At 71.7% G+C, this 21,338-nt stretch carries 18 protein-coding genes; 11 read left to right on the top strand and 7 right to left on the bottom strand.

All coding sequences use genetic code 11. From position 1 onward, the window contains the following. Positions 1-13: 13 nt before the first annotated feature. From ACIQU3_RS06380 to ACIQU3_RS06370, 3 genes are all read right to left on the bottom strand, one after another. Positions 14-1,699 carry a thiamine pyrophosphate-binding protein gene (locus ACIQU3_RS06380; protein WP_403726553.1) on the bottom strand — a complete coding sequence of 562 codons (1,686 nt, stop codon included), beginning with the start codon at positions 1,697-1,699 and terminating at the stop codon, positions 14-16. Next, positions 1,696-2,673 carry an agmatinase gene (gene speB, locus ACIQU3_RS06375; RefSeq protein ID WP_403726558.1) on the bottom strand — a complete coding sequence of 326 codons (978 nt, stop codon included), beginning with the start codon at positions 2,671-2,673 and terminating at the stop codon, positions 1,696-1,698. Before speB ends, ACIQU3_RS06380 begins: the two co-directional genes overlap by 4 nt. A 66-nt stretch (positions 2,674-2,739) precedes the next feature. Beyond that, on the bottom strand, positions 2,740-4,197 hold the full coding sequence (locus ACIQU3_RS06370) for a sodium:solute symporter (RefSeq protein WP_403726561.1): 1,458 nt from the start codon (positions 4,195-4,197) through the stop codon (positions 2,740-2,742). A gap of 121 nt (positions 4,198-4,318) precedes the next feature. Here ACIQU3_RS06370 and ACIQU3_RS06365 point away from each other — a divergent pair, with 121 nt between their 5' ends. Both ACIQU3_RS06365 and ACIQU3_RS06360 read left to right on the top strand, forming a co-directional pair. Continuing rightward, positions 4,319-5,896: a helix-turn-helix domain-containing protein gene (locus ACIQU3_RS06365; protein WP_403726564.1), complete on the top strand. Its 1,578-nt coding sequence runs from the start codon at positions 4,319-4,321 to the stop codon at positions 5,894-5,896. Positions 5,897-6,044: 148 nt separating this feature from the next. Continuing rightward, on the top strand, positions 6,045-6,833 hold the full coding sequence (locus tag ACIQU3_RS06360; RefSeq protein ID WP_366709076.1) for a phosphatase: 789 nt from the start codon (positions 6,045-6,047) through the stop codon (positions 6,831-6,833). 27 nt (positions 6,834-6,860) lie between these two features. Here the strand turns inward: ACIQU3_RS06360 and ACIQU3_RS06355 are convergent, their stop codons facing one another. The 4 genes from ACIQU3_RS06355 to ACIQU3_RS06340 all read right to left on the bottom strand — a co-directional run bounded on the left by ACIQU3_RS06355 (position 6,861) and on the right by ACIQU3_RS06340 (position 11,162). After that, positions 6,861-7,685 (bottom strand): NAD(P)H-binding protein, encoded by an 825-nt coding sequence (locus ACIQU3_RS06355; protein ID WP_403726568.1) that lies wholly within the window; start codon positions 7,683-7,685, stop codon positions 6,861-6,863. Positions 7,686-8,027: 342 nt separating this feature from the next. After that, positions 8,028-8,903 carry an acyl-CoA thioesterase gene (locus ACIQU3_RS06350; protein ID WP_403726571.1) on the bottom strand — a complete coding sequence of 292 codons (876 nt, stop codon included), beginning with the start codon at positions 8,901-8,903 and terminating at the stop codon, positions 8,028-8,030. A gap of 35 nt (positions 8,904-8,938) precedes the next feature. Further along, complete coding sequence (locus ACIQU3_RS06345; protein WP_358610087.1) at positions 8,939-10,096, bottom strand: acyl-CoA dehydrogenase family protein; 1,158 nt, start codon at positions 10,094-10,096, stop codon at positions 8,939-8,941. Positions 10,097-10,568: 472 nt separating this feature from the next. Continuing rightward, positions 10,569-11,162, bottom strand: a complete 594-nt coding sequence (locus ACIQU3_RS06340; protein WP_403726575.1) for a TetR/AcrR family transcriptional regulator — start codon at positions 11,160-11,162, stop codon at positions 10,569-10,571. Positions 11,163-11,249: 87 nt separating this feature from the next. On the opposite strand from ACIQU3_RS06340, the gene ACIQU3_RS06335 reads away from it, so the two are divergent. The 9 genes from ACIQU3_RS06335 to ACIQU3_RS06295 form a co-directional block, all read left to right on the top strand. After that, positions 11,250-12,866, top strand: a complete 1,617-nt coding sequence (locus ACIQU3_RS06335) for a carboxyl transferase domain-containing protein (protein WP_403726581.1) — start codon at positions 11,250-11,252, stop codon at positions 12,864-12,866. A 14-nt stretch (positions 12,867-12,880) separates the two neighbouring features. Next, positions 12,881-14,794 (top strand): biotin carboxylase N-terminal domain-containing protein, encoded by a 1,914-nt coding sequence (locus tag ACIQU3_RS06330; RefSeq protein ID WP_403923580.1) that lies wholly within the window; start codon positions 12,881-12,883, stop codon positions 14,792-14,794. Then, positions 14,791-15,741: a hydroxymethylglutaryl-CoA lyase gene (locus ACIQU3_RS06325; protein WP_403726587.1), complete on the top strand. Its 951-nt coding sequence runs from the start codon at positions 14,791-14,793 to the stop codon at positions 15,739-15,741. Before ACIQU3_RS06330 ends, ACIQU3_RS06325 begins: the two co-directional genes overlap by 4 nt. 5 nt (positions 15,742-15,746) lie before the next feature. Next, positions 15,747-16,907, top strand: a complete 1,161-nt coding sequence (locus ACIQU3_RS06320; RefSeq protein ID WP_403726593.1) for an acyl-CoA dehydrogenase family protein — start codon at positions 15,747-15,749, stop codon at positions 16,905-16,907. A gap of 164 nt (positions 16,908-17,071) precedes the next feature. Then, positions 17,072-17,347, top strand: a complete 276-nt coding sequence (locus ACIQU3_RS06315; protein ID WP_403923578.1) for an Imm21 family immunity protein — start codon at positions 17,072-17,074, stop codon at positions 17,345-17,347. A gap of 66 nt (positions 17,348-17,413) precedes the next feature. Further along, complete coding sequence (locus tag ACIQU3_RS06310; protein ID WP_403726596.1) at positions 17,414-18,241, top strand: hypothetical protein; 828 nt, start codon at positions 17,414-17,416, stop codon at positions 18,239-18,241. Positions 18,242-18,803: 562 nt separating this feature from the next. Further along, positions 18,804-19,847: an ABC transporter substrate-binding protein gene (locus ACIQU3_RS06305; protein ID WP_403726599.1), complete on the top strand. Its 1,044-nt coding sequence runs from the start codon at positions 18,804-18,806 to the stop codon at positions 19,845-19,847. Positions 19,848-20,086: 239 nt separating this feature from the next. Beyond that, positions 20,087-20,941 carry a siderophore-interacting protein gene (locus ACIQU3_RS06300; protein ID WP_403726602.1) on the top strand — a complete coding sequence of 285 codons (855 nt, stop codon included), beginning with the start codon at positions 20,087-20,089 and terminating at the stop codon, positions 20,939-20,941. A 110-nt stretch (positions 20,942-21,051) separates the two neighbouring features. Continuing rightward, positions 21,052-21,338 (top strand): leucine zipper domain-containing protein (locus ACIQU3_RS06295; protein ID WP_403923576.1); only part of this gene is annotated, 287 nt, incomplete at its 3' end.

Below are 21,338 nucleotides of genomic sequence, written 5' to 3'. Positions count from 1 at the left end.
GCCGGGACCGCGCTCAGCCCAGGTGCGTCGGCGCGAACATCCGCAGCACGGCGGGGAGCAGGACCACCGAGGGCCCGGGCGTCCCCAGCGCCTTGGCGAGGTCCTGCTCCAGGTTCTCCGGGGTCGTCCGCGCCCCGGGGACGCCGAAGGACTCCGCGAGGGCCACGTAGTCGGGCCGGGCCAGTTCCGTCGCGGTCGCCTCCCCGAACGCGTCGGTCATGTACTCGCGGAGGATGCCGTAGCCGCCGTCGTCGACGATCAGCCAGGTGACGTCGAGGTCGTACTGGCGGGCCGTGGCCAGCTCCGCGATGGAGTACAGGGCCCCGCCGTCGCCCGAGACGGCGAGGACCGGGCGGGTCGGGTCGGCCGCCGCCGCGCCGAGTGCGGCGGGGAAGGCGTAACCGAGGCCACCGGCGCCCTGCGCGGAGTGCATGTGGTTGGGGCCCTTGGCGTCGAAGGCCGACCAGGCCCAGTACGCGAGGATCGTCATGTCCCAGAAGGACGGTGAGGCGGCGGGCAGTGCCCTGCGGACCGACGCCAGGACGTCCTGTTCCAGGGTGAGTTCCTGGGCGGCGATGCGCTCGCCGACCTTGGCGAGCACCTCCCGTACGCGCTCCGGGGCCCCCGGGTCCTGTCGTTCGGACACCGTCTCCAGCAGCGCCTGCAACGCCAGGCGGGCGTCCGCGTGGATGCCCAGCGCCGGGTGGTTGGACTCCAGTTTGCCGAGGTCGGCCTCGATCTGGACGACCCGGCCGCGCGGCTTGAACGTGTGGTAGTTCGAGGAGAGTTCGCCGAGTCCCGAGCCGACCACGAGGAGGACGTCGGCGTCCTCCAGGAAGTCCGTGGTGTGCCGGTCCTCGATCCAGGACTGGAGCGACAGGGGGTGCTTCCAGGGGAAGGCGCCCTTGCCGCCGGGGGTGGTGACGACCGGCGCCCGCAGCCGCTCCGCCAGTTGCTTCAGCTTGCCCGAGGCGTCCGCCCGGACCACTCCCCCGCCCGCGATGATCGCCGGGCGGGCCGCCTCGGAGAGCAGATCGGCGGCCACGGCGGTCAGCTCGGGGCGCGGCGGCAGCTCCTCGGGGAAGGCGTCGCCGCCGGTGACGACCGGGATCGCCGTCTGCGCGAGCAGCACGTCCTGCGGGATCTCCACCCACACCGGGCCGTGCGGGGCCGACAGGGCCGACTTCCAGGCCGCCTCGATCGCGGAGGGGATCTGGGACTGGGTGCGGACGGTGTGGACGGACTTCACCACGCCCCGGAACGAGGCGGCCTGGTCCGGGAGTTCGTGCAGATAGCCGTGGCGGCCGCCACCGAGGCCGGCCGTCGGGACCTGGCTGCTGATCGCCAGCACGGGCGCGGAGGCGGCGGCCGCCTCCTGGAGCGCGGCGAGGGACGTCAGCGCGCCCGGCCCGGTCGACAGCAGCAGCGGCGCGGCCTCACCGGTGATCCGGCCGTAGGCGTCCGCCGCGAACCCGGCGTTGTTCTCCACGCGCAGGCCGATGTACCGCAGGTCCGAGCGGCGCAGCGCGTCGAACATGCCGAGGGCGTGCTGGCCGGGCAGACCGAAGACGGTCGTCGCGCCGAGCCCGGCCAGCGTCTCCACGACCAGGTCTCCGCCGGTGCGGCCGGGAGGAGGATTGAGGGCGGCCTCCGTCTGGGCGGGCGTGGGGCGGAGCACCAGGTCGTGGTCGTGAGTCACTTCGCTTCCGAGTCCTTCCGGGCCGCGGCGATCTGGCGCGACATGATCGTGGTCAGTTCGTAGGCGGTGTGGGACGCCGCCACCGACGTGATCTCCGCGTGGTCGTACGCGGGGGCCACCTCGACGACATCGGCCGACACCAGGTTGCAGGATGCCAGGCCGCGCAGGATCTCCAGCAGTTCGCGCGAGGTCATGCCGCCGGCCTCGGGGGTGCCGGTGCCGGGGGCGTGGGCCGGGTCGAGGCAGTCGATGTCGATGGAGATGTACAGCGGCCGGTCCCCGATGCGCTGGCGCAGCTGGTCGGCGACCTCGTCGGCGCCGCGCCGGTAGACGTCGGCGGAGGTGACGATGCCGAAGCCCATCTTCTCGTCGTCGGTCAGGTCCTGCTTGCCGTAGAGCGGGCCGCGGGTGCCGACGTGGGACAGGGCGGAGGTGTCGAGGATGCCCTCCTCGACCGCGCGGCGGAACGGGGTGCCGTGCGTGTACTCGGCGCCGAAGTAGGTGTCCCAGGTGTCGAGGTGGGCGTCGAAGTGCAGCAGGGCGACCGGGCCGTGCTTCTTCGCGACCGAGCGCAGCAGGGGCAGCGCGATGGTGTGGTCGCCGCCGAGGGTCATCAGGCGGGCACCGGTGCCGAGCAGGTCGTCCGCGGCGGCCTCGACGGTCTCGACGGCCTCGTTGATGTTGAACGGGTTCACGGCGATGTCGCCGCCGTCCGCGACCTGGGCGAGGGCGAACGGGGAGGCGTCCTGCGCCGGGTTGTAGGGACGCAGCAGCCGGGACGCCTCACGGATGGCGTTGCCGCCGAAGCGGGCGCCCGGCCGGTACGAGACGCCCGAGTCGAACGGCACGCCCACGACCGCGACATCGGCCCGGCCGACCTCGTCCAGCCGGGGCAGCCGGGCGAAGGTCGCGGGACCGGCGTACCGCGGGACACGGGACGAGTCGACGGGCCCGCGCGGAGTCTCGTTGCTCATGAAGAAATGCCTTCTTTCTTACGCTTCATCGCGTATGCACTGCTATGCACTGCTTGTACTACGACTCTACTGGGGAGCCGCGACCGGTTCGGACGCGAGTTCGGGGGACCGCCCGGCGAGGCGCTCGCGCCAGGCGGCGAGGACGGCGGTGTCGGTGGCCGGGGTGACCAGGGAGACGGCCAGGTAGGCGGCGAGGGAGGCGAGCAGGCCGTAGTAGACCGGCTCGTTGGCGAGGATGCCGTACGTCGCCATCAGCACGACGACCGCCAGTCCGCCGACCACCACGGAGGCGAGAGCCCCGTGGACCGTGCCGCGCTTCCACACCAGGCCGCCGAGGATGGGCACCAGCAGCCCGCCGACGAGGAGGTTGTAGGCGACGGTCAGGGCCTCCACGACGTTGTCGATGGCGATGGCCGTGACGATCACCGCGAGGCCCATGAGCAGGATGAACGCCCGGTTGCCCTTCACCTCGTCGCGTTCTGCCGCCGGGGAGTTCCCCCGCAGCCGGGACCAGATGTCGTTGTTGGCGACGGTGGCGCAGGCGATCAGCGCGCCGGAGGACGTCGACATCACGGCGGCGAGAGCGGCGGCCAGCACGAGTCCGCGTACCCCGACGGGCAGTTCGTCCTTCACGATGGTCGCGAAGGCGTCGTCCGGGCTGCCCAGCTTCGGGTACAGCACCTTGGCCGCCGTGCCGATGACGGCGCCCGCGAGGGCGTAGGCGAGGCAGTAGGTGCCGGCGACGGTCCCGCCCCACTTGGCGGTCCGGTCGCTGCGTGCGGTGAAGACGCGCTGCCAGATGTCCTGCCCGATGAGCATGCCGAAGGTGTAGATCAGCACATAGGTGAAGATCGTCTCGCCGCCGATGCCCAGCGGGTCGAAGTACTCGGTGGGCAACTGCGCCTTCATCTCGGCGAACCCGCCCGCCTTCACCACGGCGATGGGCAGCAGCAGGAGCAGCACGCCGACGGTCTTCACGACGAACTGCACCATGTCGGTCAGGGTGATCGACCACATGCCGCCGAGGGTGGAGTACGCGACGACGATCGAGCCGCCGAGGACGATCGCGACCGTGCGGGGCATGTCGAACAGGACGTCGAAGATCGTGGCGTAGGCGATGGTCGAGGTCACGGCCAGCATCAGCGTGTACGCCCACATGACGACACCGGAGATGATCCCGGCACGGCCACCGCCGTACCGCAGGTCGAGCATCTCGGAGACCGTGTAGACCTTCAGCCGGGCGATCCGGGCGGAGAAGAAGACGGACAGGGCGAGCAGTCCGAGGCCGATGGTGAACACCATCCAGGCGCCGGAAAGGCCGTACTGGTAGCCGAGGCCCACACCGCCGATGGTGGAGGCGCCGCCCAGGACGATCGCCGCCATGGTGCCGGAGTACAGGGACGGGCCGAGGCGGCGGCCGGCCACGAGAAACTCGCTCTTGGAGCGGGCGCGGCGCATGCCCCACCAGCCCATGGCCAGCATGCCGGCCAGGTACACGACGATGACGATGTAGTCGACGGCCACGGGGCCTCCTTCGATCGGTGTCGCCGGCGGGTGACGAGGACCGACCTTAGGTGGCCGGAAAGCGGCTGCGAAGTGTACGTTTCATCCATTCGAGGCGCCCCTGACGGAGGGAACGCACACCATGCCGGAGCCGGCGGTCCCGCCCACCCCGCCCGTACCGCTGACCGCGCTGCTGGCCCGTGAGGACCTGGCGCTGCGGCAGATCGCGGGGCCGTCCGCCGAGGACGTCGTCATCCACTGGGTGCACACCTCCGAGATGGCGGACCCGTATCCCTATCTCCTGGGCGGGGAACTGCTGCTCTCGGCGGGAGTGCACATCCCGGAGACGGCGGACCCGGGGACGGGGGGCGCAGCGGGTTCGGGCACCGCGCACACAGCGGGCCCGGACACCGCGCACCCGGCAGGCCCGGACATCGCGCTCTCGGCGGACCCGAGTTCCGCCTACTTCGACGGCTACGTCTCGCGGATCGTCGCGGCGGGCGGCGCGGCCCTGGGGTTCGGGGTGGCACCGGTGCACGACACCGTGCCCGGTGGCCTGGTCGCGGCCTGCGCGGCGCACGGGCTGCCACTGCTGGAGGTACCGCGCCGCACCACCTTCTCGGGGGTGGCCCGCGCGGTCTGGCAGCTCATGGCCCAGGCCCGCCTGGCCGAACTGCGCCGTGTGACGGAGGCCCAGCAGGGCCTCGCCGCCGCCGCGTCCCGCCCCGACCCGGTCCCGTCGGTGCTCCGGCAACTGGCGCAGCGGCTGGGCGGGTGGGCGGTGCTGTACGGGCCCGAGGGCACGGAGATCGCGGGCGCGGGCCGGGAGCCCGGGGACGAGGTGCGCGCCGCGCTGGCACGGCTGGCGCGGGTGGTACGCCCGGCCGACGGCCCGGGTGAGCGCCCCGCCCCCGCCTCCGCCACCGACTCCGCCGCCGGTGCCCACCTCTCCGCCTACAGCCTGGGCGCCGGACACGGTTTCGTGCTCGGCGCCGCCGCCCCCCAGCGGGACTCCGGCGATCACACCGTCGCCTCCGTCGCGGCCGTACTGCTGTCGCTGCTCACCGGCGAGCAGCAGAGCGGCACCGGAGCGGCCCGGTCCTCCGCTCTGGTGCGGCTGCTGCTGGGCGCGCCGCCCGAGGAGGTCGCGACGCTGCTCGGCGAGGGCCCGTGGACGGTCGTGCACGCCCGGCCGGACGGAGAGGGCGCCCCCGACCCCGTCGCGGCCTCCGCGCTGGGCGCCGCGCTGGGGTCCGCCCTGGTCGACCCGGCGGGCGACGTCGTCCGCGTCCTGGTCCCGGCCGGCCGCGCACCGGCCCCGCTGCCCGGCTGGACGCTGGGCGTCAGCGCCGCGGTCGCCCCGCACGACTGGCCCGCCGCCGACACCCAGGCCGCCCGCGCGCTGGCCCGGGCCCGTGCCACCCGCTCCCCGCTGCTGCGGCACAGTGCGCGCCCGGCCCTCGCCGGCCTGGTACCGCCCGGGGAGGCGGAGGCCCACGCCCGCGCCCTCCTCGCGCCCGTCACGGCCCACCCCGCGCTCACCGAGACCCTGCGCACCTGGCTGTCCCTGCACGGCAGCTGGGACCGGACGGCCGTCGCCCTGTCGGTGCACCGCAACACCGTGCGGCAGCGCGTCGCCCGCTGCGCGACCCTGCTGGAGGCGGACCTCGACGATCCGGACGTCCGGATGGAACTCTGGTTCGCGCTGCGGCAGATGTGAGCAGCCGGCGTACGTCCGAGGAGGGGCCGCACCTCTGAGCGGGTCCATTGTCTGAGTAGGTGAGCGGAGTCCCGCTGAGTACGTGACGCACGTCCCAGCGCTCGATACGCCAGGGACGCCCCCGGTCGGCTGCCTCACAATGGGTGCCATGCCGATATCCGGGACACCCAGCCGCGCCGAACTCGTCGAACACCTCGTCAGGACGCGCATCGCGGGCGACGTCGCCACCCCCCGCGAGAACAACCTCTCCCACTACCGCAAGCTGGCCAACAGCGACCGCCACTACTGGCTCGGGCTGGAACTCGGCGACCGGTGGAACGACGAGCAGGACGTCCTCGCGGTGATGGCGGAGCGGGTCGGTGTGAACGACGACCCCGAGTACCGGTACGGCCAGGACACCATCGACCCGGAGCTGACCGTCGACGGCCTGGAGCGGATGGCCGCGCGGCTGCGCAAAGCCGCGGACGGGCAGCAGCGCGTCCTCTTCGCCACCGGCCACCCCGGTGGCCTCCTCGACGTGCACCGCGCCACCGCGTCCGCGCTGCGCGCCGCAGGCTGCGAGATCGTCGTCATCCCCGACGGGCTGACGACCGAGGAGGGCTACGTCATGCAGTTCGCCGACGTGGCGGTGCTGGAGCACGGCGCGACGCTGTGGCACACCCACTCGGGCGAACCGATGAAGGCGATCCTGAAGGGCCTGGAACGCGCGGGCCGCCCGCTGCCCGACCTGGTCGTCGCCGACCACGGCTGGGCCGGGTACGCGGGACAGCACGGCGTGGACTCCGTCGGCTACGCCGACTGCAACGACCCGGCCCTCTTCATCGCCGAGGCCGAGGGCACCGTGCAGGTGACGGTGCCCCTCGACGACCACGTGGTCAGCCCCCGCCACTACGACCCGATGACGGCGTACCTGCTGGCGGCGGCCGGGCTGGACTGACCGCCGGGCGGCCCCCGGGGGCAGGCCCTAGGCGAAGTCCGCGCGGTGGGCGAGCGCCCACTCACGGAACCCGCGGGGCGGTGTCCCGGTCACCTTCTCCACGGTCGGGTACACCCGCGACTCGTCGAGGACGCCGTCGGCGTAGAAGCGGAAGAAGGCGTGGACGTACGCCTCCGGCACTCCCGTGGCGGTCATCTCGGCCCTGCCCTCCTCGTCCGAGAGGGCGTGGAAGCGCAGATCGCGGCCGAGGACCTCGGCGAGCACGGCCAGCCGGTCGGCCGGCAGCAGCGGCTCCGGGCCGCTGAGCGGGTGGACGCACTCCTCGTGCCCCGCGTCGAGCAGGGCGCGCACGGCCACGGCGGCGATGTCGTACGGGTCCACGGAGGCGACCGGGACCGAGCCGAAGGAGTCGCGCACGACGTCGCCCTCGCGCAGCTGCGGGAGCCAGCGCAGCGCGTTGGACATGAAGGCGTTGGGCCGCAGGACCGTCCAGGCCAGCCCGGACTCCCGGACGGCGGTCTCGGAGGCGATCATGTACTGGGAAATCGCGTTGCCGGTGTCCGCGACGACCGCGGCCGGGGAGGACACCAGCACCACCCGCTCCGCCCCGGCCCGCCGCAGCCGGTCCAGCAGACCGGGCATGTCCTGGTAGCCGGGCAGCAGAAAGGCACCCCGCACGCCGTCGAGGGCCCCGGTCAGGGACTCGGGCCGGTTCAGATCGCCGACGGCCTGCTCGCCCGGCAGGCCCTCCGCGGGGCGGCGCACCAGCGAGCGCACCGGCTCCCCGGCCCGGGCGAGGGCGTGGACGACCTCGCTGCCGACGTTCCCGCTCGCTCCGGTCACGAGGATCATCGCAAGGTCCTTCCGAAGTGCGCGGCCACGGTGTCGACGGCGACGCCAACCTGGGGCTCCTGGTCGTAGAAAGGCGTTCCTGCTCGGTGGTCAGGCCCAGACCGGCCAGGCTCATCGTCCCCTCCCCAAGGTCGAATACGGGGAACGCGGGCCGGCCGTGACGCATTCCTGTCAGCGGGGCACGCGCAGCGACTCAGCGGGCCTACGGCACGGCTCAGCGAGGCACGCACACCGAATCAACAGGCCCACGGCACGGCTCAGCGAGGCACGCACACCGAATCAACAGGCCCACGGCACGGCTCAGCGAGGCACGCACACCGAATCAACAGGCCTACGCACGGCTCAGCGGGGCACGCGCACGACGCCCTCCTGGATGACCGACACGGCGAGCCGGCCGTCCTGGGTGTAGATGCGGGCCTGGCCGAGACCGCGGCCGCCGGACGCCGAGGGCGACTCCTGGTCGTACAGCAGCCATTCGTCTGCCCGGAACGGCCGGTGGAACCACATCGCGTGGTCCAGCGAGGCCCCCACGACGTCCCCGACGGCCCAGCCGCCGCGCCCGTGCGCGAGCAGCACGGAGTCGAGCAGCGTCATGTCGGAGACGTAGGTGGCGAGGACGATGTGCAGCAGGGCGCTGTCGACCGGCCCGTCGAGCTTGCCGTTGGTGCGGAACCACACCTGGGAGTGCGGCTCGCGGGGCTGCCCGAACTGCCCGTAGGGAGGTTCCTCGACGTAGCGCAGATCGATGGCCTCACGGGCGGCGAGGAAGTGCTCGACGACCCGGGGATCGAGGTGGTCGTAGCCGCGGAACCGCTCCTGCGAGGTGGGCAGCGCCGCCGGGTCCGGGGCGGGCGGCATGGGCGCCTGGTGGTCCATGCCCTCCTCGTGCTCCTGGAAGGAAGCGGACAGCGAGAAGATCGGCCGGCCGTGCTGGACCGCGACCACCCGGCGGGTGGTGAAGGAGCGGCCGTCACGGATGCGCTCGACGTCGTAGACGATGGGCGCGCCGGGGTCGCCCATGCGCAGGAAGTACGCGTGGAGCGAGTGGGGCGGCCGGTCCGCCGGGACGGTACGCCCGGCGGCGACCAGCGCCTGGGCCGCGACCTGGCCGCCGAAGACCCGGGGGACCACGGCGGACCGGGACTGGCCGCGGAAGATGTTCTCCTCGATCGGCTCCAGATCGAGGAGATCGAGGAGATCCTGGAGTGCCTGGCTCATGAAGTCAGTTGTATAGGCCCGTGGTTGCGGGGACCTCACAGGCCCATGTTCTTGGCGATGATCGACTTCATGATCTCGCTCGTGCCGCCGTAGATGCGGTTGACGCGGTTGTCCGCGTACAGACGGGCGATGGGGTACTCGTTCATGAAGCCGTAGCCGCCGTGCAGCTGGAGGCAGCGGTCGATGACGCGGTGCGCGACCTCGGTGCAGAAGAGCTTGGCGCTCGCGGCCTCGGCGGGGGTGAGCTCACCGGCGTCCAGGGCCTCGGTCGCGCGGTCGGCGACGGCCTCGGCGGCGTCCACCTCGGCCTGGCAGGCGGCCAGCTCGAACTTGGTGTTCTGGAAGGAGGCGACCGTCTTGCCGAAGACGGTGCGGTCCTGGACGTACTGCTTGGCGAACCGCACGGCGGCCTTCGCCTGGGCGTAGGCACCGAAGGCGATGCCCCAGCGCTCGGAGGCCAGGTTGTGGCCGAGGTAGTGGAAGCCCTTGTTCTCTTCGCCGAGCAGGTCCTCGACGGGCACCTTGACGTCGACGAACGCCAGCTCGGCGGTGTCGGAGGTCTTCAGGCCGAGCTTGTCGAGCTTGCGGCCGACGGAGTAACCCTCGGACTTGGTGTCGACGGCGAAGAGGGAGATGCCGTGGCGGCGGTCCTCGGCGGTCGGAGCGGAGGTGCGGGCGCAGACGATCATGCGGTCGGCGTGGACGCCGCCGGTGATGAAGGTCTTGGCGCCGTTGAGGACGTAGTGGGTGCCATCCTCGCTCAGCTTGGCGGTGGACTTCATGCCCGCGAGGTCGGAACCGGTGCCCGGCTCCGTCATCGCGATGGCCCACATCTCCTCGCCGGAGACGAACTTCGGCAGGAACCGCTTCTTCTGCTCGTCAGTGGCGAGCATCTTGAGGTAGGGCAGGGCGAGCAGCACGTGCACGCCGGAGCCGCCGAACGCGACGCCCGCACGAGCGGTCTCCTCGTACAGCACGGCCTCGAACTTGTGGCTGTCCAGACCCGCGCCGCCGAACTCCTCGGGCACGTTGATGCCGAAGATGCCCAGCTCACCGAGCTTGTAGTAGAAGTCGCGGGGTGCCTGACCCGCCGCGAACCACTCGTCGTACACGGGTACGACCTCGGCCTCGATGAAGGCGCGGATGGTCTCCCGGAACGCCTCGTGATCCTCGTTGAACACCGTACGGCGCACGCCGCCACCTCCAGGACTCCACATGTCTAAGCGCTTGCTCAGCCAAAGGTACCGGCGAGTATCAAGCACCGTCCAGGGTGGGGGCGAGGAGACGCTCGTCACGCCTCGAGGGGAGGGCGTTGCCCGAGGGGGTGCGGGGCGGAACCCGAGGAGGCGGAGGGGCCAAGCCCGGGGGTGCGGGGCGGAGCCCGAGGGGATGCAGGGGGCGGAGCCGCCGCCGGGGTCCGGGGCGGAACCCGAGGAGGCGGAGGGGCCAAGCCCGGGGGTGCGGGGCGGAGCCCGAGGGGATGCAGGGGGCGGAGCCGCCGCCGGGGGCCGGGGCGGAGCCCAAGGAGGCGGAGGGGCCAAGCCCGAGGGGGTGCGTGGAGCCCGAGGGGGTGCAGAGGGCGGAGCCGCCGTCGGGGTCTGGGGCGGAGCCCCGGGGCGAGCAGGGCCCCTTGTCCGACAGTTACGGGCGGGCGGGCAAAGGTCCCTAATCGACCGCCGCCGCGAACGCCCCCCGGGCCATCCGGTGCAACAACTCCGCCGTAGCCCCCCGCCCGGGCAACGACCCCGCCCTCCCCAGGTGCGGAGTCGAGTTCAACAACCCGAACACCGAGTGCACGGCGGACCGAGCGGCCGGCTCACCCATCCCCGGGTACACCTCCCGCACCACCTCCACCCACAACTCCACATACTGCCGCTGAAGCTGCCGCACCATCTTCCGGTCACTGTCCCGGAGGCGATCCAGCTCACGGTCGTGCAGGGTGATCAGAGGCCGGTCGTCGAGCGCGAAGTCGATATGCCCCTCGATCAGCGAGTCGAGGACCGCCTCCGCCCCACCCCCGTCCGCCTCCGCCAGCCTCCGCTTCGCCCCGGTCAGCAACTGCCCGCTGATCCCCACCAGCAGCTCCGCGAGCATCGCGTCCTTGCCCGCGAAGTGCCGGTACAGCCCGGGCCCGCTGATCCCGACCGCGGCACCTATCTCGTCGACTCCGACCCCGTGGAAGCCCCGCTCGGCGAACAGCCGCGCGGCCTCCTTGAGGATCTGCTCACGGCGGGTGGGGGCGTCGGTTCTGGTGGCCATGAAATCAATTCTAGACAGCGAGGTTAGCGGTCGTTAACCTGAAGGAAATGCGTTAACGCTCATTAACAAGGTGAGGGGACCCGCAGGATGCACGAGGCACCGGAGCTCACGAGCGCGGCAGACCCCGCGTCGGAGGCCTTTCGGGCCAACGAGGAGGCGCACCACGCCCTCGTCGAGGAGCTGCGCACCAAGCTCGCCGCCGCCGCACAGGGCGGCGGCGAGAAGGCCCGCGCCCGCCACACCGCGCGCGGCAAGCTGCTCCCCCGCGACCGCGTCGACGCCCTCCTCGACCCGGGCTCGCCGTTCCTGGAGCTGGCCCCGCTCGCGGCCGACGGGATGTACGACGGGCAGGCCCCGGCCGCCGGCGTCATCGCCGGCATCGGCCGGGTCAGCGGCCGCGAGACGGTGGTGATCGCCAACGACGCCACGGTCAAGGGCGGCACCTACTACCCGATGACGGTCAAGAAGCACCTCCGCGCCCAGGAGGTCGCCCTCGACAACCGCCTCCCCTGCGTCTACCTGGTGGACTCCGGCGGAGCCTTCCTCCCCATGCAGGACGAGGTCTTCCCGGACCGGGACCACTTCGGCCGGATCTTCTACAACCAGGCCCGCATGTCCGGCGCCGGCATCCCGCAGATCGCCGCGGTCCTCGGTTCGTGCACGGCCGGCGGGGCGTACGTCCCGGCGATGAGCGACGAGGCGGTGATCGTCCGCAACCAGGGCACGATCTTCCTGGGCGGCCCACCCCTGGTGAAGGCGGCCACGGGCGAGGTCGTCACGGCGGAGGAGCTCGGCGGCGGAGAGGTCCACTCCCGCGTCTCGGGCGTCACGGACCACCTCGCGGAGAACGACGCGCACGCCCTGCGCATCGTCCGCACCATCGTCTCCACCCTCCCCGCCCGCGGATCCCTCCCCTGGGAGGTCACACAGGCGACGGAACCCAAGGTCGACCCGCACGGCCTCTACGGCGCGGTCCCGGTCGACTCCCGCACCCCCTACGACGTGCGCGAGATCATCGCCCGGGTCGTCGACGGCTCCCGTTTCGCCGAGTTCAAGTCCGAGTTCGGCCAGACCCTGGTCACGGGCTTCGCCCGGATCCACGGCCACCCGGTGGGCGTCGTCGCCAACAACGGCATCCTGTTCGCCGAGTCGGCGCAGAAGGGCGCGCACTTCATCGAGCTGTGCGACCAGCGCGGCATCCCCCTCGTCTTCCTGCAGAACATCTCGGGCTTCATGGTCGGCAAGGACTACGAGGCGGGTGGCATCGCCAAGCACGGCGCCAAGATGGTCACGGCGGTCGCCTGCACGCGCGTACCGAAGCTGACGGTCGTGGTCGGCGGCTCGTACGGCGCGGGCAACTACTCCATGTGCGGCAGGGCGTACTCCCCCCGTTTCCTGTGGATGTGGCCGAACGCCAAGATCTCGGTCATGGGCGGCGAGCAGGCCGCCTCGGTCCTCGCGACCGTCAAGCGCGACCAGCTGGAGTCCCGCGGCGAGTCCTGGCCGGCCGAGGACGAGGACGCCTTCAAGGCCCCGATCCGCGCCCAGTACGAGCGCCAGGGCAACGCCTACTACGCGTCGGCCCGCCTCTGGGACGACGGTGTGATCGACCCGCTGGACACCCGTCAGGTGCTGGGCCTGGCCCTGACCGCGTGCGCCAACGCGCCCCTGGGTGACCCCCAGTTCGGCGTCTTCCGGATGTGAGGGGACGGACGACGATGTTCGAGACAGTACTGGTGGCCAACCGCGGCGAGATCGCCGTACGCGTCATCCGGACGCTGCGGTCGATGGGCGTGCGCTCGGTGGCCGTCTTCTCCGACGCGGACGCCGACGCCCGGCACGTCCGCGAGGCGGACACGGCGGTCCGGATCGGCCCGGCTCCCGCCTCCGAGAGCTACCTGTCGGTGGAGCGCCTGCTGGAGGCCGCGACCCGCACGGGCGCGCAGGCCGTCCACCCGGGCTACGGCTTCCTCGCGGAGAACGCGGCCTTCGCGCGTGCCTGCGCCGACGCGGGTCTGGTCTTCATCGGCCCCCCGGCGGACGCGATCGCCCTGATGGGCGACAAGATCCGCGCCAAGGAGACGGTCCAGGAGGCCGGGGTGCCGGTGGTGCCCGGCGGACGCGACCCGGACCTGGAGGAGGCGGCCCGCGCGCTGGGCGCGCCCGTGCTGCTCAAGCCCAGTGCGGGCGGCGGCGGCAAGGGCATGCGCCTGGTGCGGGACCTCACCCGGCTGGAGGACGAGATCGCGTCGGCCCGCCGCGAGGCCCGCGCCTCCTTCGGCGACGACACCCTCCTGGTGGAGCGCTGGATCGACCGGCCCCGCCACATCGAGATCCAGGTCCTGGCGGACGGCCACGGCAACGTGGTCCACCTGGGCGAGCGCGAATGCTCCCTGCAACGCCGCCATCAGAAGATCATCGAAGAGGCGCCGAGCGTGCTCCTCGACGAGGAGACCCGCGCCGCGATGGGTGAGGCGGCGGTCCAGGCGGCCCGTTCCTGCGGCTACCGGGGCGCGGGCACGGTGGAGTTCATCGTCCCCGGTACCGACCCGTCGTCGTACTACTTCATGGAGATGAACACCCGCCTCCAGGTGGAGCACCCGGTCACGGAGCTGATCACGGGCCTGGACCTGGTCGAGTGGCAGCTGCGGGTCGCCGCGGGCGAGCCCCTCGGGTTCTCGCAGCAGGACGTACGGCTGACCGGTCACGCGGTGGAGGCCCGGATCTGCGCCGAGGACCCGGCCCGCGGTTTCCTCCCCTCCGGCGGCACGATCCTGCGGTTGCGCGAGCCGCAGGGCGACGGCGTGCGCACCGACTCCGGCCTCACCGAGGGCACGGAGGTCGGCAGCCTCTACGACCCGATGCTCTCCAAGGTCATCGCGTACGGCCCCGACCGCGCGACGGCCCTGCGCAAGCTGCGCTCGGCCCTGGCGGAGACGGTCACGCTCGGCGTGCAGACGAACGCCGGCTTCCTGCGCCGGCTGCTCGCCCACCCGGCGGTGGTCTCCGGCGACATGGACACGGGCCTGGTCGAGCGCGAGGTGGACGACCTGGTCAGCACGGACGTCCCCGAGGAGGTGTACGAGGCGGCCGCGGCCGTACGCCTGGAGGCTCTGAAGCCGGAGCCGGGCGGCTGGACGGACCCCTTCTCGGTCCCGAGCGGCTGGCGCCTGGGCGGCGAACCGAAGCGGCCGGCCTTCCCCCTGCGGGTGCAGGAGCCCCTGGAGTACACCCCGCGCGGCACGGCCGCCGTCACCGGCGACCGGGTGGCGGTGACCCTGGACGGTGTCCGGCACACCTTTCACCGCGCCGCCGACTGGCTCGGCCGCGACGGCGACGCCTGGCATGTGCGCGACCACGACCCGGTCGCCGCGTCCCTCACCCGCGCCGCCCACGGCGGCGCCGACTCGCTGACCGCGCCCATGCCCGGCACGGTGACGGTGGTGAAGGTCGCCGTCGGCGACGAGGTGAGCGCCGGCCAGAGCCTGCTGGTGGTGGAGGCGATGAAGATGGAGCACGTCATCTCCGCCCCGCACGCCGGAAAGGTCACCGAACTGGACGTGGCGCCCGGCACCACGGTCGCCATGGACCAGGTGCTGGCGGTCATCGCACCGCACGAGGAGGCGGAATGACGGTCCCAGGGCTCCCGATGACCGTCCCGAGCAGGGACCTCCCCACCCGCGTCCGCATCCACGAGGTCGGCGCCCGGGACGGCCTGCAGAACGAGAAGGCGACGGTCCCCACGGAGGTGAAGGCGGGGTTCATCCGCCGCCTGGCCGACGCCGGCCTGACGACGATCGAGGCGACGAGCTTCGTCCACCCCAAGTGGGTCCCTCAACTGGCCGACGCGGAGCAGCTGTTCCCGATGGTCGCCGACCTGCCCGTCGCGCTCCCCGTCCTCGTGCCGAACGAGCGGGGCCTGGACCGCGCTCTGGCGCTGGGCGCCCGCCGGGTGGCCGTCTTCGCGAGCGCCACGGAGTCCTTCGCCAAGGCCAACCTCAACCGCACGGTGGACGAGGCCCTGGCGATGTTCGAGCCGGTGGTGACCCGCGCCAGGGCCGACGCGGCCCACGTCCGCGGCTACCTCTCCATGTGTTTCGGCGACCCCTGGGAGGGCGAGGTCCCGATCCCTCAGGTGGTGCGGGTCTGCCGGGCCCTGCTGGACATGGGCTGCGACGAACTGAGCCTGGGCGACACGATCGGCGTGGCGACGCCGGGCCACGTGGTCGCCCTCCTCGCGGCCCTGGACGAAGCGGGCATCCCGCCCGCCGCGCTCGCGGTCCACTTCCACGACACCTACGGCCAGGCCCTGGCCAACACCCTGGCGGCGCTCCAGCAGGGCGTCACGACGATCGACGCCTCCGCCGGCGGCCTGGGCGGCTGCCCGTACGCGAAGTCGGCGACGGGCAACCTCGCCACCGAAGACCTCGTGTGGATGCTGCGGGGCCTCGGCATCGACACCGGTATCGACCTCGGCCGCCTCGTCGCCACGAGCACGTGGATGGCCGCCCACCTGGGCCGACCCAGCCCGTCCCGCACCGTCCGAGCCCTGTCCCACGAGGACACCGAGGAGCACTGATCACCATGGACTACCGTCTCTCCCCCGAGCTGGAGGAACTCCGCCGTACGGTCGAGGAGTTCGCGCACGAGGTGGTGGCGCCGAAGATCGGCGACTTCTACGAGCGGCACGAGTTCCCGTACGAGATCGTCCGCGAGATGGGCCGCATGGGCCTGTTCGGTCTGCCGTTCCCGGAGGAGTACGGCGGCATGGGCGGCGACTACCTGGCCCTCGGCGTGGCCCTGGAGGAGCTGGCCCGGGTCGACTCCTCGATCGCCATCACGCTGGAGGCCGGCGTCTCGCTGGGCGCGATGCCGATCCACCTCTACGGCACCGAGGCGCAGAAGCAGCAGTGGCTCCCCCGCCTGTGCTCGGGCGAGATCCTGGGCGCGTTCGGCCTGACGGAGCCGGACGGCGGCAGCGACGCGGGCGCGACCCGCACGACGGCACGCCTGGACACCGCCACGAACGAGTGGGTCATCAACGGCACGAAGTGCTTCATCACCAACTCGGGCACGGACATCACGGGCCTGGTGACGGTCACGGCGGTCACGGGCCGCAAGCCCGACGGCCGGCCCCACATCTCCTCGATCATCGTCCCCTCCGGCACCCCTGGCTTCACGGTCGCCGCCCCGTACTCCAAGGTCGGCTGGAACGCCTCGGACACCCGCGAGCTGTCCTTCACGGACGTCCGGGTCCCGGCGGAGAACCTGCTGGGCGAGGAGGGCCGCGGCTACGCCCAGTTCCTGCGCATCCTCGACGAGGGCAGGATCGCGATCGCGGCCCTGGCGACGGGTCTGGCGCAGGGCTGCGTGGACGAGTCGGTCAAGTACGCGAAGGAACGCCACGCCTTCGGCAAGCCGATCGCGGCGAACCAGGCCATCCAGTTCAAGATCGCGGACATGGAGATGAAGGCCCACACGGCCCGCCTGGCCTGGCGCGACGCGGCGGCCCGCCTGGTGACCGGCGCCTCCTTCAAGAAGGAGGCGGCCCTGGCCAAGCTCCACTCCTCCACGGTCGCGGTGGACAACGCCCGAGAGGCCACCCAGATCCACGGCGGCTACGGCTTCATGAACGAGTACCCGGTGGCCCGCATGTGGCGAGACTCCAAGATCCTCGAAATCGGCGAGGGCACGAGCGAGGTCCAGCGGATGCTGATCGCACGGGAGTTGGGGCTGGTGGGCTGAGCCAAGTCTCGGGACTTGACCAGGGTCAGGTCGCCGGTGCACATCACCGGCGCGTAAGGGCTCCCCGCCCCAAACCCTGTCCCACAAGCACTGGTTGCCGCAGGCGCTGAGCCGTTCCTGCGGCAACCGCGGGCGTTGTCAGTGCGCGACGGCACACTGACGACATGAGCGGCTCTTCGTCTGCCGCAGCCGATGCGTCCCCTACCTCCTCCGTCTGGGTGGAGTCGATGGGCGGACCCTTGATTGTCATCCCCCTTTCCGCGCAAGCCGCATGGCGCGGGTGCACGGAGACAGGGGTCATGGCGGGAGACGCCACTGCTCCTGACGACTACGACCGGGCCTGCGCGGTAGGCGATCTGGCCGGTGTGATCGCCGTCGGCGAGAGCGGTGCGCAGGCCCTGCTCCCTGCTGAAGCGTGGCCCCGGCCTCGATGCCGCTGAGCCGAATCGGCACCGATTCCTGCCGAAAGGCCACCCGACCAAGAGACCAATCGTTACCGTCCTGAAGTGACCAATGACCAAGAGGATGCCACGCGGGGAACACCGCCTGCGCCGCGACGGGTTCGCGGCGACGCCGAGTACGAGATGATTGCTGGAGCCGGCGTGGCTGCACTTGCTCTACCTCTCGGTGACGTGGGGGGAGTCGCCGCTGCGTTCCTGACCCCACCAGTCGCGCGGGCGCTGAAGTTCGCCGACGAGAAATTCCGCGGTCAGAGCAACAGCAACGTTCAGACCATGCTGGACGAAGGGGCGTCCGCCGCTCACCTGTCCGCGGAAGAGTTCGTCGAGGAACTCGCGTCGGAACCCCGCCGACTTCTCTGTCTTGTCAGTGCCGTCGAAGGGGCGAAGGCCACGGCGTACGACGACAAGATCCGGCTCCTGGGCCGTGCCCTCGCAGCAGCAGCTCAAGAGGAAGAACCCACCAGGATTGACGAAGAACAGCTCTTCATCGAAGCCGTACGGAGACTGGAAGCACCTCACGTTCTTCTCCTGAAGACCATTGAGCGCCACACCGTGGCAGGCCCGGGGGAGCTCGACGGTGCTACTGAGAGGGAGCTGGCGGAGGAGATCGGAGACTACTTCGCCGGCCGCGGCATCCTGCAACCTCTTTTGAGGCCGCTGGAGTTCCACGGGCTTGCACGTCTGCACGGCAGCCCCGGCGTCTGGGACGCAAACATCGCGGATGACATCCCCCCGGGCGCAGGCGGGGTGGGGAAGTGGGTGCCCACGCGGTTCGGCCGGCACTTCCTCCGGCGACTTGCCGAGGCCGAAAGGGCGGAAGCCACAGATCCAGCGCGTCCCGAGACGACATCGGGTTTCAACCGGGACCTTTAGCCATGCGCCTCCAGCCCGTGCTCCGCCCGTTGCCCTACAACGGGCGGCCGAGGACGTTGCGCTCAAGAAGGAAGGCCAGGACCTGACTGCAGGTCGGGCAGGCGACAAGAGAAGGCCCTGGAGGCAGTCGGCCACGGCGATGGAGACTCACCTTGGCACTCGCAGATCCTGGTGATCCGTGGCCTGCCTCGGACCATGGACCCTGCGCCTCCCCCCGCTCCCCCAGGACCTCCCACCCGCCAAATCGCGCCGCCGCGGGCTGACTTGGTGCGCCAAGCCCGCGCCCGGTCGCGGTGCGGAGTTCGTGCTGCCGGTCGCCCGCTCCTCTCTCGTCCGGGCCGTGACCGGCCGTTTCACGGCGTAGGGAGCGCGCCGAGCGGAGCCCTCGCCCTCTGGTGATGCGGATCACCGCTCCCTTCCGCATCCCCGTCCCCACCCCCGGGCACACACCCCCCGACCCCCTGGACAAGATCTCAGGTTAGGCTAACCTAAGGTCGATCTCAGCCACAGGGTTGTCGGCCATGCCCGCAGTGGCTCCGTACGCACGAAAGCAGACCCAGTCATGTCGAACGCCACAACCGCCCGCTTCTCCCGTCGCGGCCTGCTCGCCGCCGGTGGTGCTCTCGGGCTCGGCGCCCTCGTGACCGCGTGTGGCAGTGGTGACTCCAAGGACGGCGGCTCGGACGCGAAGGGTGCCGCCAAGTCCGGCCCCTGGTCCTTCAAGGACGACCGCGGCAAGTCCGTGAGCCTGGACCATGTCCCCACGAAGATCGTCGCGTTCACCGGCGTCGCCGCCGCCCTGTACGACTACGGCATCGAGGTCAAGGGCGTTTTCGGCCCGACCAAGACCAAGGACGGCAAGGCCGACGTCCAGGCCGGCGACATGGACGTCAGCAAGCTGACCGTCTTCGGCAACCGGTTCGACCAGTTCAACGTCGAGCAGTACGCGGCCTTCCAGCCCGAGGTGCTCATCACCACCACCTTCGATGCCGCCGGCAGCCTCTGGTACGTCCCGCTGGCGTCCAAGGACAAGATCGCCAAGCTCGCCCCGAGCGTGGCGATCTCGGTCTTCGACCGGCAGCTGCCGAAGCCGCTGCAGCGCATGGCCGAGCTCGCCGAGTCGCTCGGCGCCGACCTGAAGGCCGCGAGGGTCGTCGAGGCGAAGAAGCGCTTCGAGGCCGCCTCCGAGCGACTGCGCAAGGCCGCCAAGTCCCGCCCCGAGATCAAGGTGCTGGCCGGCTCCGCCTCGGACGCCATCTTCTACGTCTCGGGCTCCAACTTCTCCATCGACCTGGAGTACTTCAAGGCCCTCGGCGTGAACCTCGTCGAGCCCCCGGAGAAGGCCAAGAAGGCCAACGGCGGCTGGTTCGAGAACCTCAGCTGGGAGAACGTCGACAAGTACCCGGCCGACATCATCATGATGGACGACCGCGCCTCGACCATCCAGCCGGCCGACATCACCGAGGCGACCTGGAAGAAGCTCCCCGCGGTCAAGGCCGGCCAGGTCATCTCGCGTTCGCCCGAGCCGATCCTGTCGTACGACAAGTGCACGCCCCTGGTCGAGAACCTCGCCAAGGCGATCGAGAGCGCGAAGAAGGTCTCCTGACGCACCACCCGCAGGGCACTTGCGGGGTGCCGCGGAGACGGTCCGCCTCCTGACGCGCCACCCCTGGTGCAGTTGCCGGGAGTCGCGGACGCGGTCCGGGTGCAGCCGGCCGCGACCGCGCGGCGGAGCCGCAGGCCGACACGGCCCCGCGCCCCCGGGTGCCTCCACTCACCCCTGACGACTCACCCCTGACGACTCACCCCTGACGACTCATCCCTGACGACGTATCGGGAGTCATCATGACCACGGCCGTGGCCGCCCCGTTCCGTTTCTTCTCCCTCCAGGTCCTGCGGACGAGGCGGCTCGGCCCGTCCCTGGTCCGCGTCACCTTCGGCGGGCCCGATCTGCACGCCTTCCACTCCGACGGGCGCGACCAGTCCCTGTCGCTGTTCCTGCCGCACCCCGGGCAGCCCGAGCCGGTCGTCCCGCTCGAGCTCGGGGACGGCTGGTGGCAGGGCTGGCGTGAACTCCCGGACGACGTAAGGGCCGTGATGCGCTCCTACACCCTGCGCGGTCTGCGCCGGGACCCCGACGAGATCGACATCGACTTCGCCCTGCACGGCATCGGACCGGGCGCCTCCGTCCAGGCCGGCCCGGCCTCCCGCTGGGCCGCCCGGGCCGCCGCCGGTGACCGGGTGCTGCTCCTCGGGCCGGCCGTCGCGGACAACCGGGCGATCCGGTTCCGGCCGCCCGAGGACACCGACCTCGTCGTCGTCTGGGGCGACGAGACTGCCGTGCCGGCCGCCTCCGCCATCGTCGAGTCACTGCCGGCCGGCACCCGCGCCCGGGTCTGGCTGGAGGTCCCGCACGCCGGCGACATCCAGGACCTGGTGACGGAGGCCGACGCCGAGATCACCTGGCTGGTCAAGGAGGAGGGGAGCGCCGAGGGCTCCCCCATGGCCCTCGGCGCCCTCCGCACCACCCCGTTGCCACCGGCCGAGCGGCCGTACGTCTGGATCGCCGGCGAGTCCGGGTGTGTGAAGGAGCTGCGTCGGCACTTCGTTCGCGAGCTCGGGATCGACCGCCGCAGGGTGACGTTCGTCGGCTACTGGCGGCGCGGTGTGAGCGAGGAGCAGCTGCGGGCGGAGGCCTAGGTGTGCTGTCCCGGGACGTTGGTGACACGCGTGCTGGGTGCTTGAACAGGTGAGGGCCTTCTGGGTTCGGTGTGGATTGCGACATCTACACCCGACCGCAGGAGGCCCTCGTGTCCCACCGTAATGCCCCGCTGACCCCGACGGGGCGACTGCGTCTGGCCCGGTGTGTTGTCGATGACGGATGGCCGCTACGGCGGGCTGCGGAACGTTTCCAGGTCAGCCACACCACCGCTGCCCGCTGGGCAGGCCGCTACCGCAAGCACGGGCCCGCCGGGATGCAAGACCGCTCCAGCCGGCCGCACCACCAGCCCCGCCGCACCCCGGACGCTCTCGAGGAACAGGTCGTGCGCCTGCGGCGGGAATATCGCATCGGACCGGTTCGGCTGGCCGCCCGATG

The organism is Streptomyces sp. NPDC101110, from assembly GCF_044759525.1.
In the GTDB taxonomy this organism is placed as follows: Bacteria; Actinomycetota; Actinomycetes; order Streptomycetales; family Streptomycetaceae; genus Streptomyces.
This window is presented reverse-complemented; position numbering and strand designations above follow the sequence as displayed.

Coding starts and splice junctions, on each gene's coding strand:
- speB (WP_403726558.1), bottom strand. CDS start 2,673: ATGAGCAACGAGACTCCGCGCGGGCCCGTCGACTCGTCCCGTGTCCCG.
- ACIQU3_RS06365 (WP_403726564.1), top strand. CDS start 4,319: ATGCCGGAGCCGGCGGTCCCGCCCACCCCGCCCGTACCGCTGACCGCG.
- ACIQU3_RS06360 (WP_366709076.1), top strand. CDS start 6,045: ATGCCGATATCCGGGACACCCAGCCGCGCCGAACTCGTCGAACACCTC.
- ACIQU3_RS06355 (WP_403726568.1), bottom strand. CDS start 7,685: ATGATCCTCGTGACCGGAGCGAGCGGGAACGTCGGCAGCGAGGTCGTC.
- ACIQU3_RS06350 (WP_403726571.1), bottom strand. CDS start 8,903: ATGAGCCAGGCACTCCAGGATCTCCTCGATCTCCTCGATCTGGAGCCG.
- ACIQU3_RS06340 (WP_403726575.1), bottom strand. CDS start 11,162: ATGGCCACCAGAACCGACGCCCCCACCCGCCGTGAGCAGATCCTCAAG.
- ACIQU3_RS06335 (WP_403726581.1), top strand. CDS start 11,250: ATGCACGAGGCACCGGAGCTCACGAGCGCGGCAGACCCCGCGTCGGAG.
- ACIQU3_RS06330 (WP_403923580.1), top strand. CDS start 12,881: ATGTTCGAGACAGTACTGGTGGCCAACCGCGGCGAGATCGCCGTACGC.
- ACIQU3_RS06325 (WP_403726587.1), top strand. CDS start 14,791: ATGACGGTCCCAGGGCTCCCGATGACCGTCCCGAGCAGGGACCTCCCC.
- ACIQU3_RS06320 (WP_403726593.1), top strand. CDS start 15,747: ATGGACTACCGTCTCTCCCCCGAGCTGGAGGAACTCCGCCGTACGGTC.
- ACIQU3_RS06315 (WP_403923578.1), top strand. CDS start 17,072: ATGAGCGGCTCTTCGTCTGCCGCAGCCGATGCGTCCCCTACCTCCTCC.
- ACIQU3_RS06305 (WP_403726599.1), top strand. CDS start 18,804: ATGTCGAACGCCACAACCGCCCGCTTCTCCCGTCGCGGCCTGCTCGCC.
- ACIQU3_RS06300 (WP_403726602.1), top strand. CDS start 20,087: ATGACCACGGCCGTGGCCGCCCCGTTCCGTTTCTTCTCCCTCCAGGTC.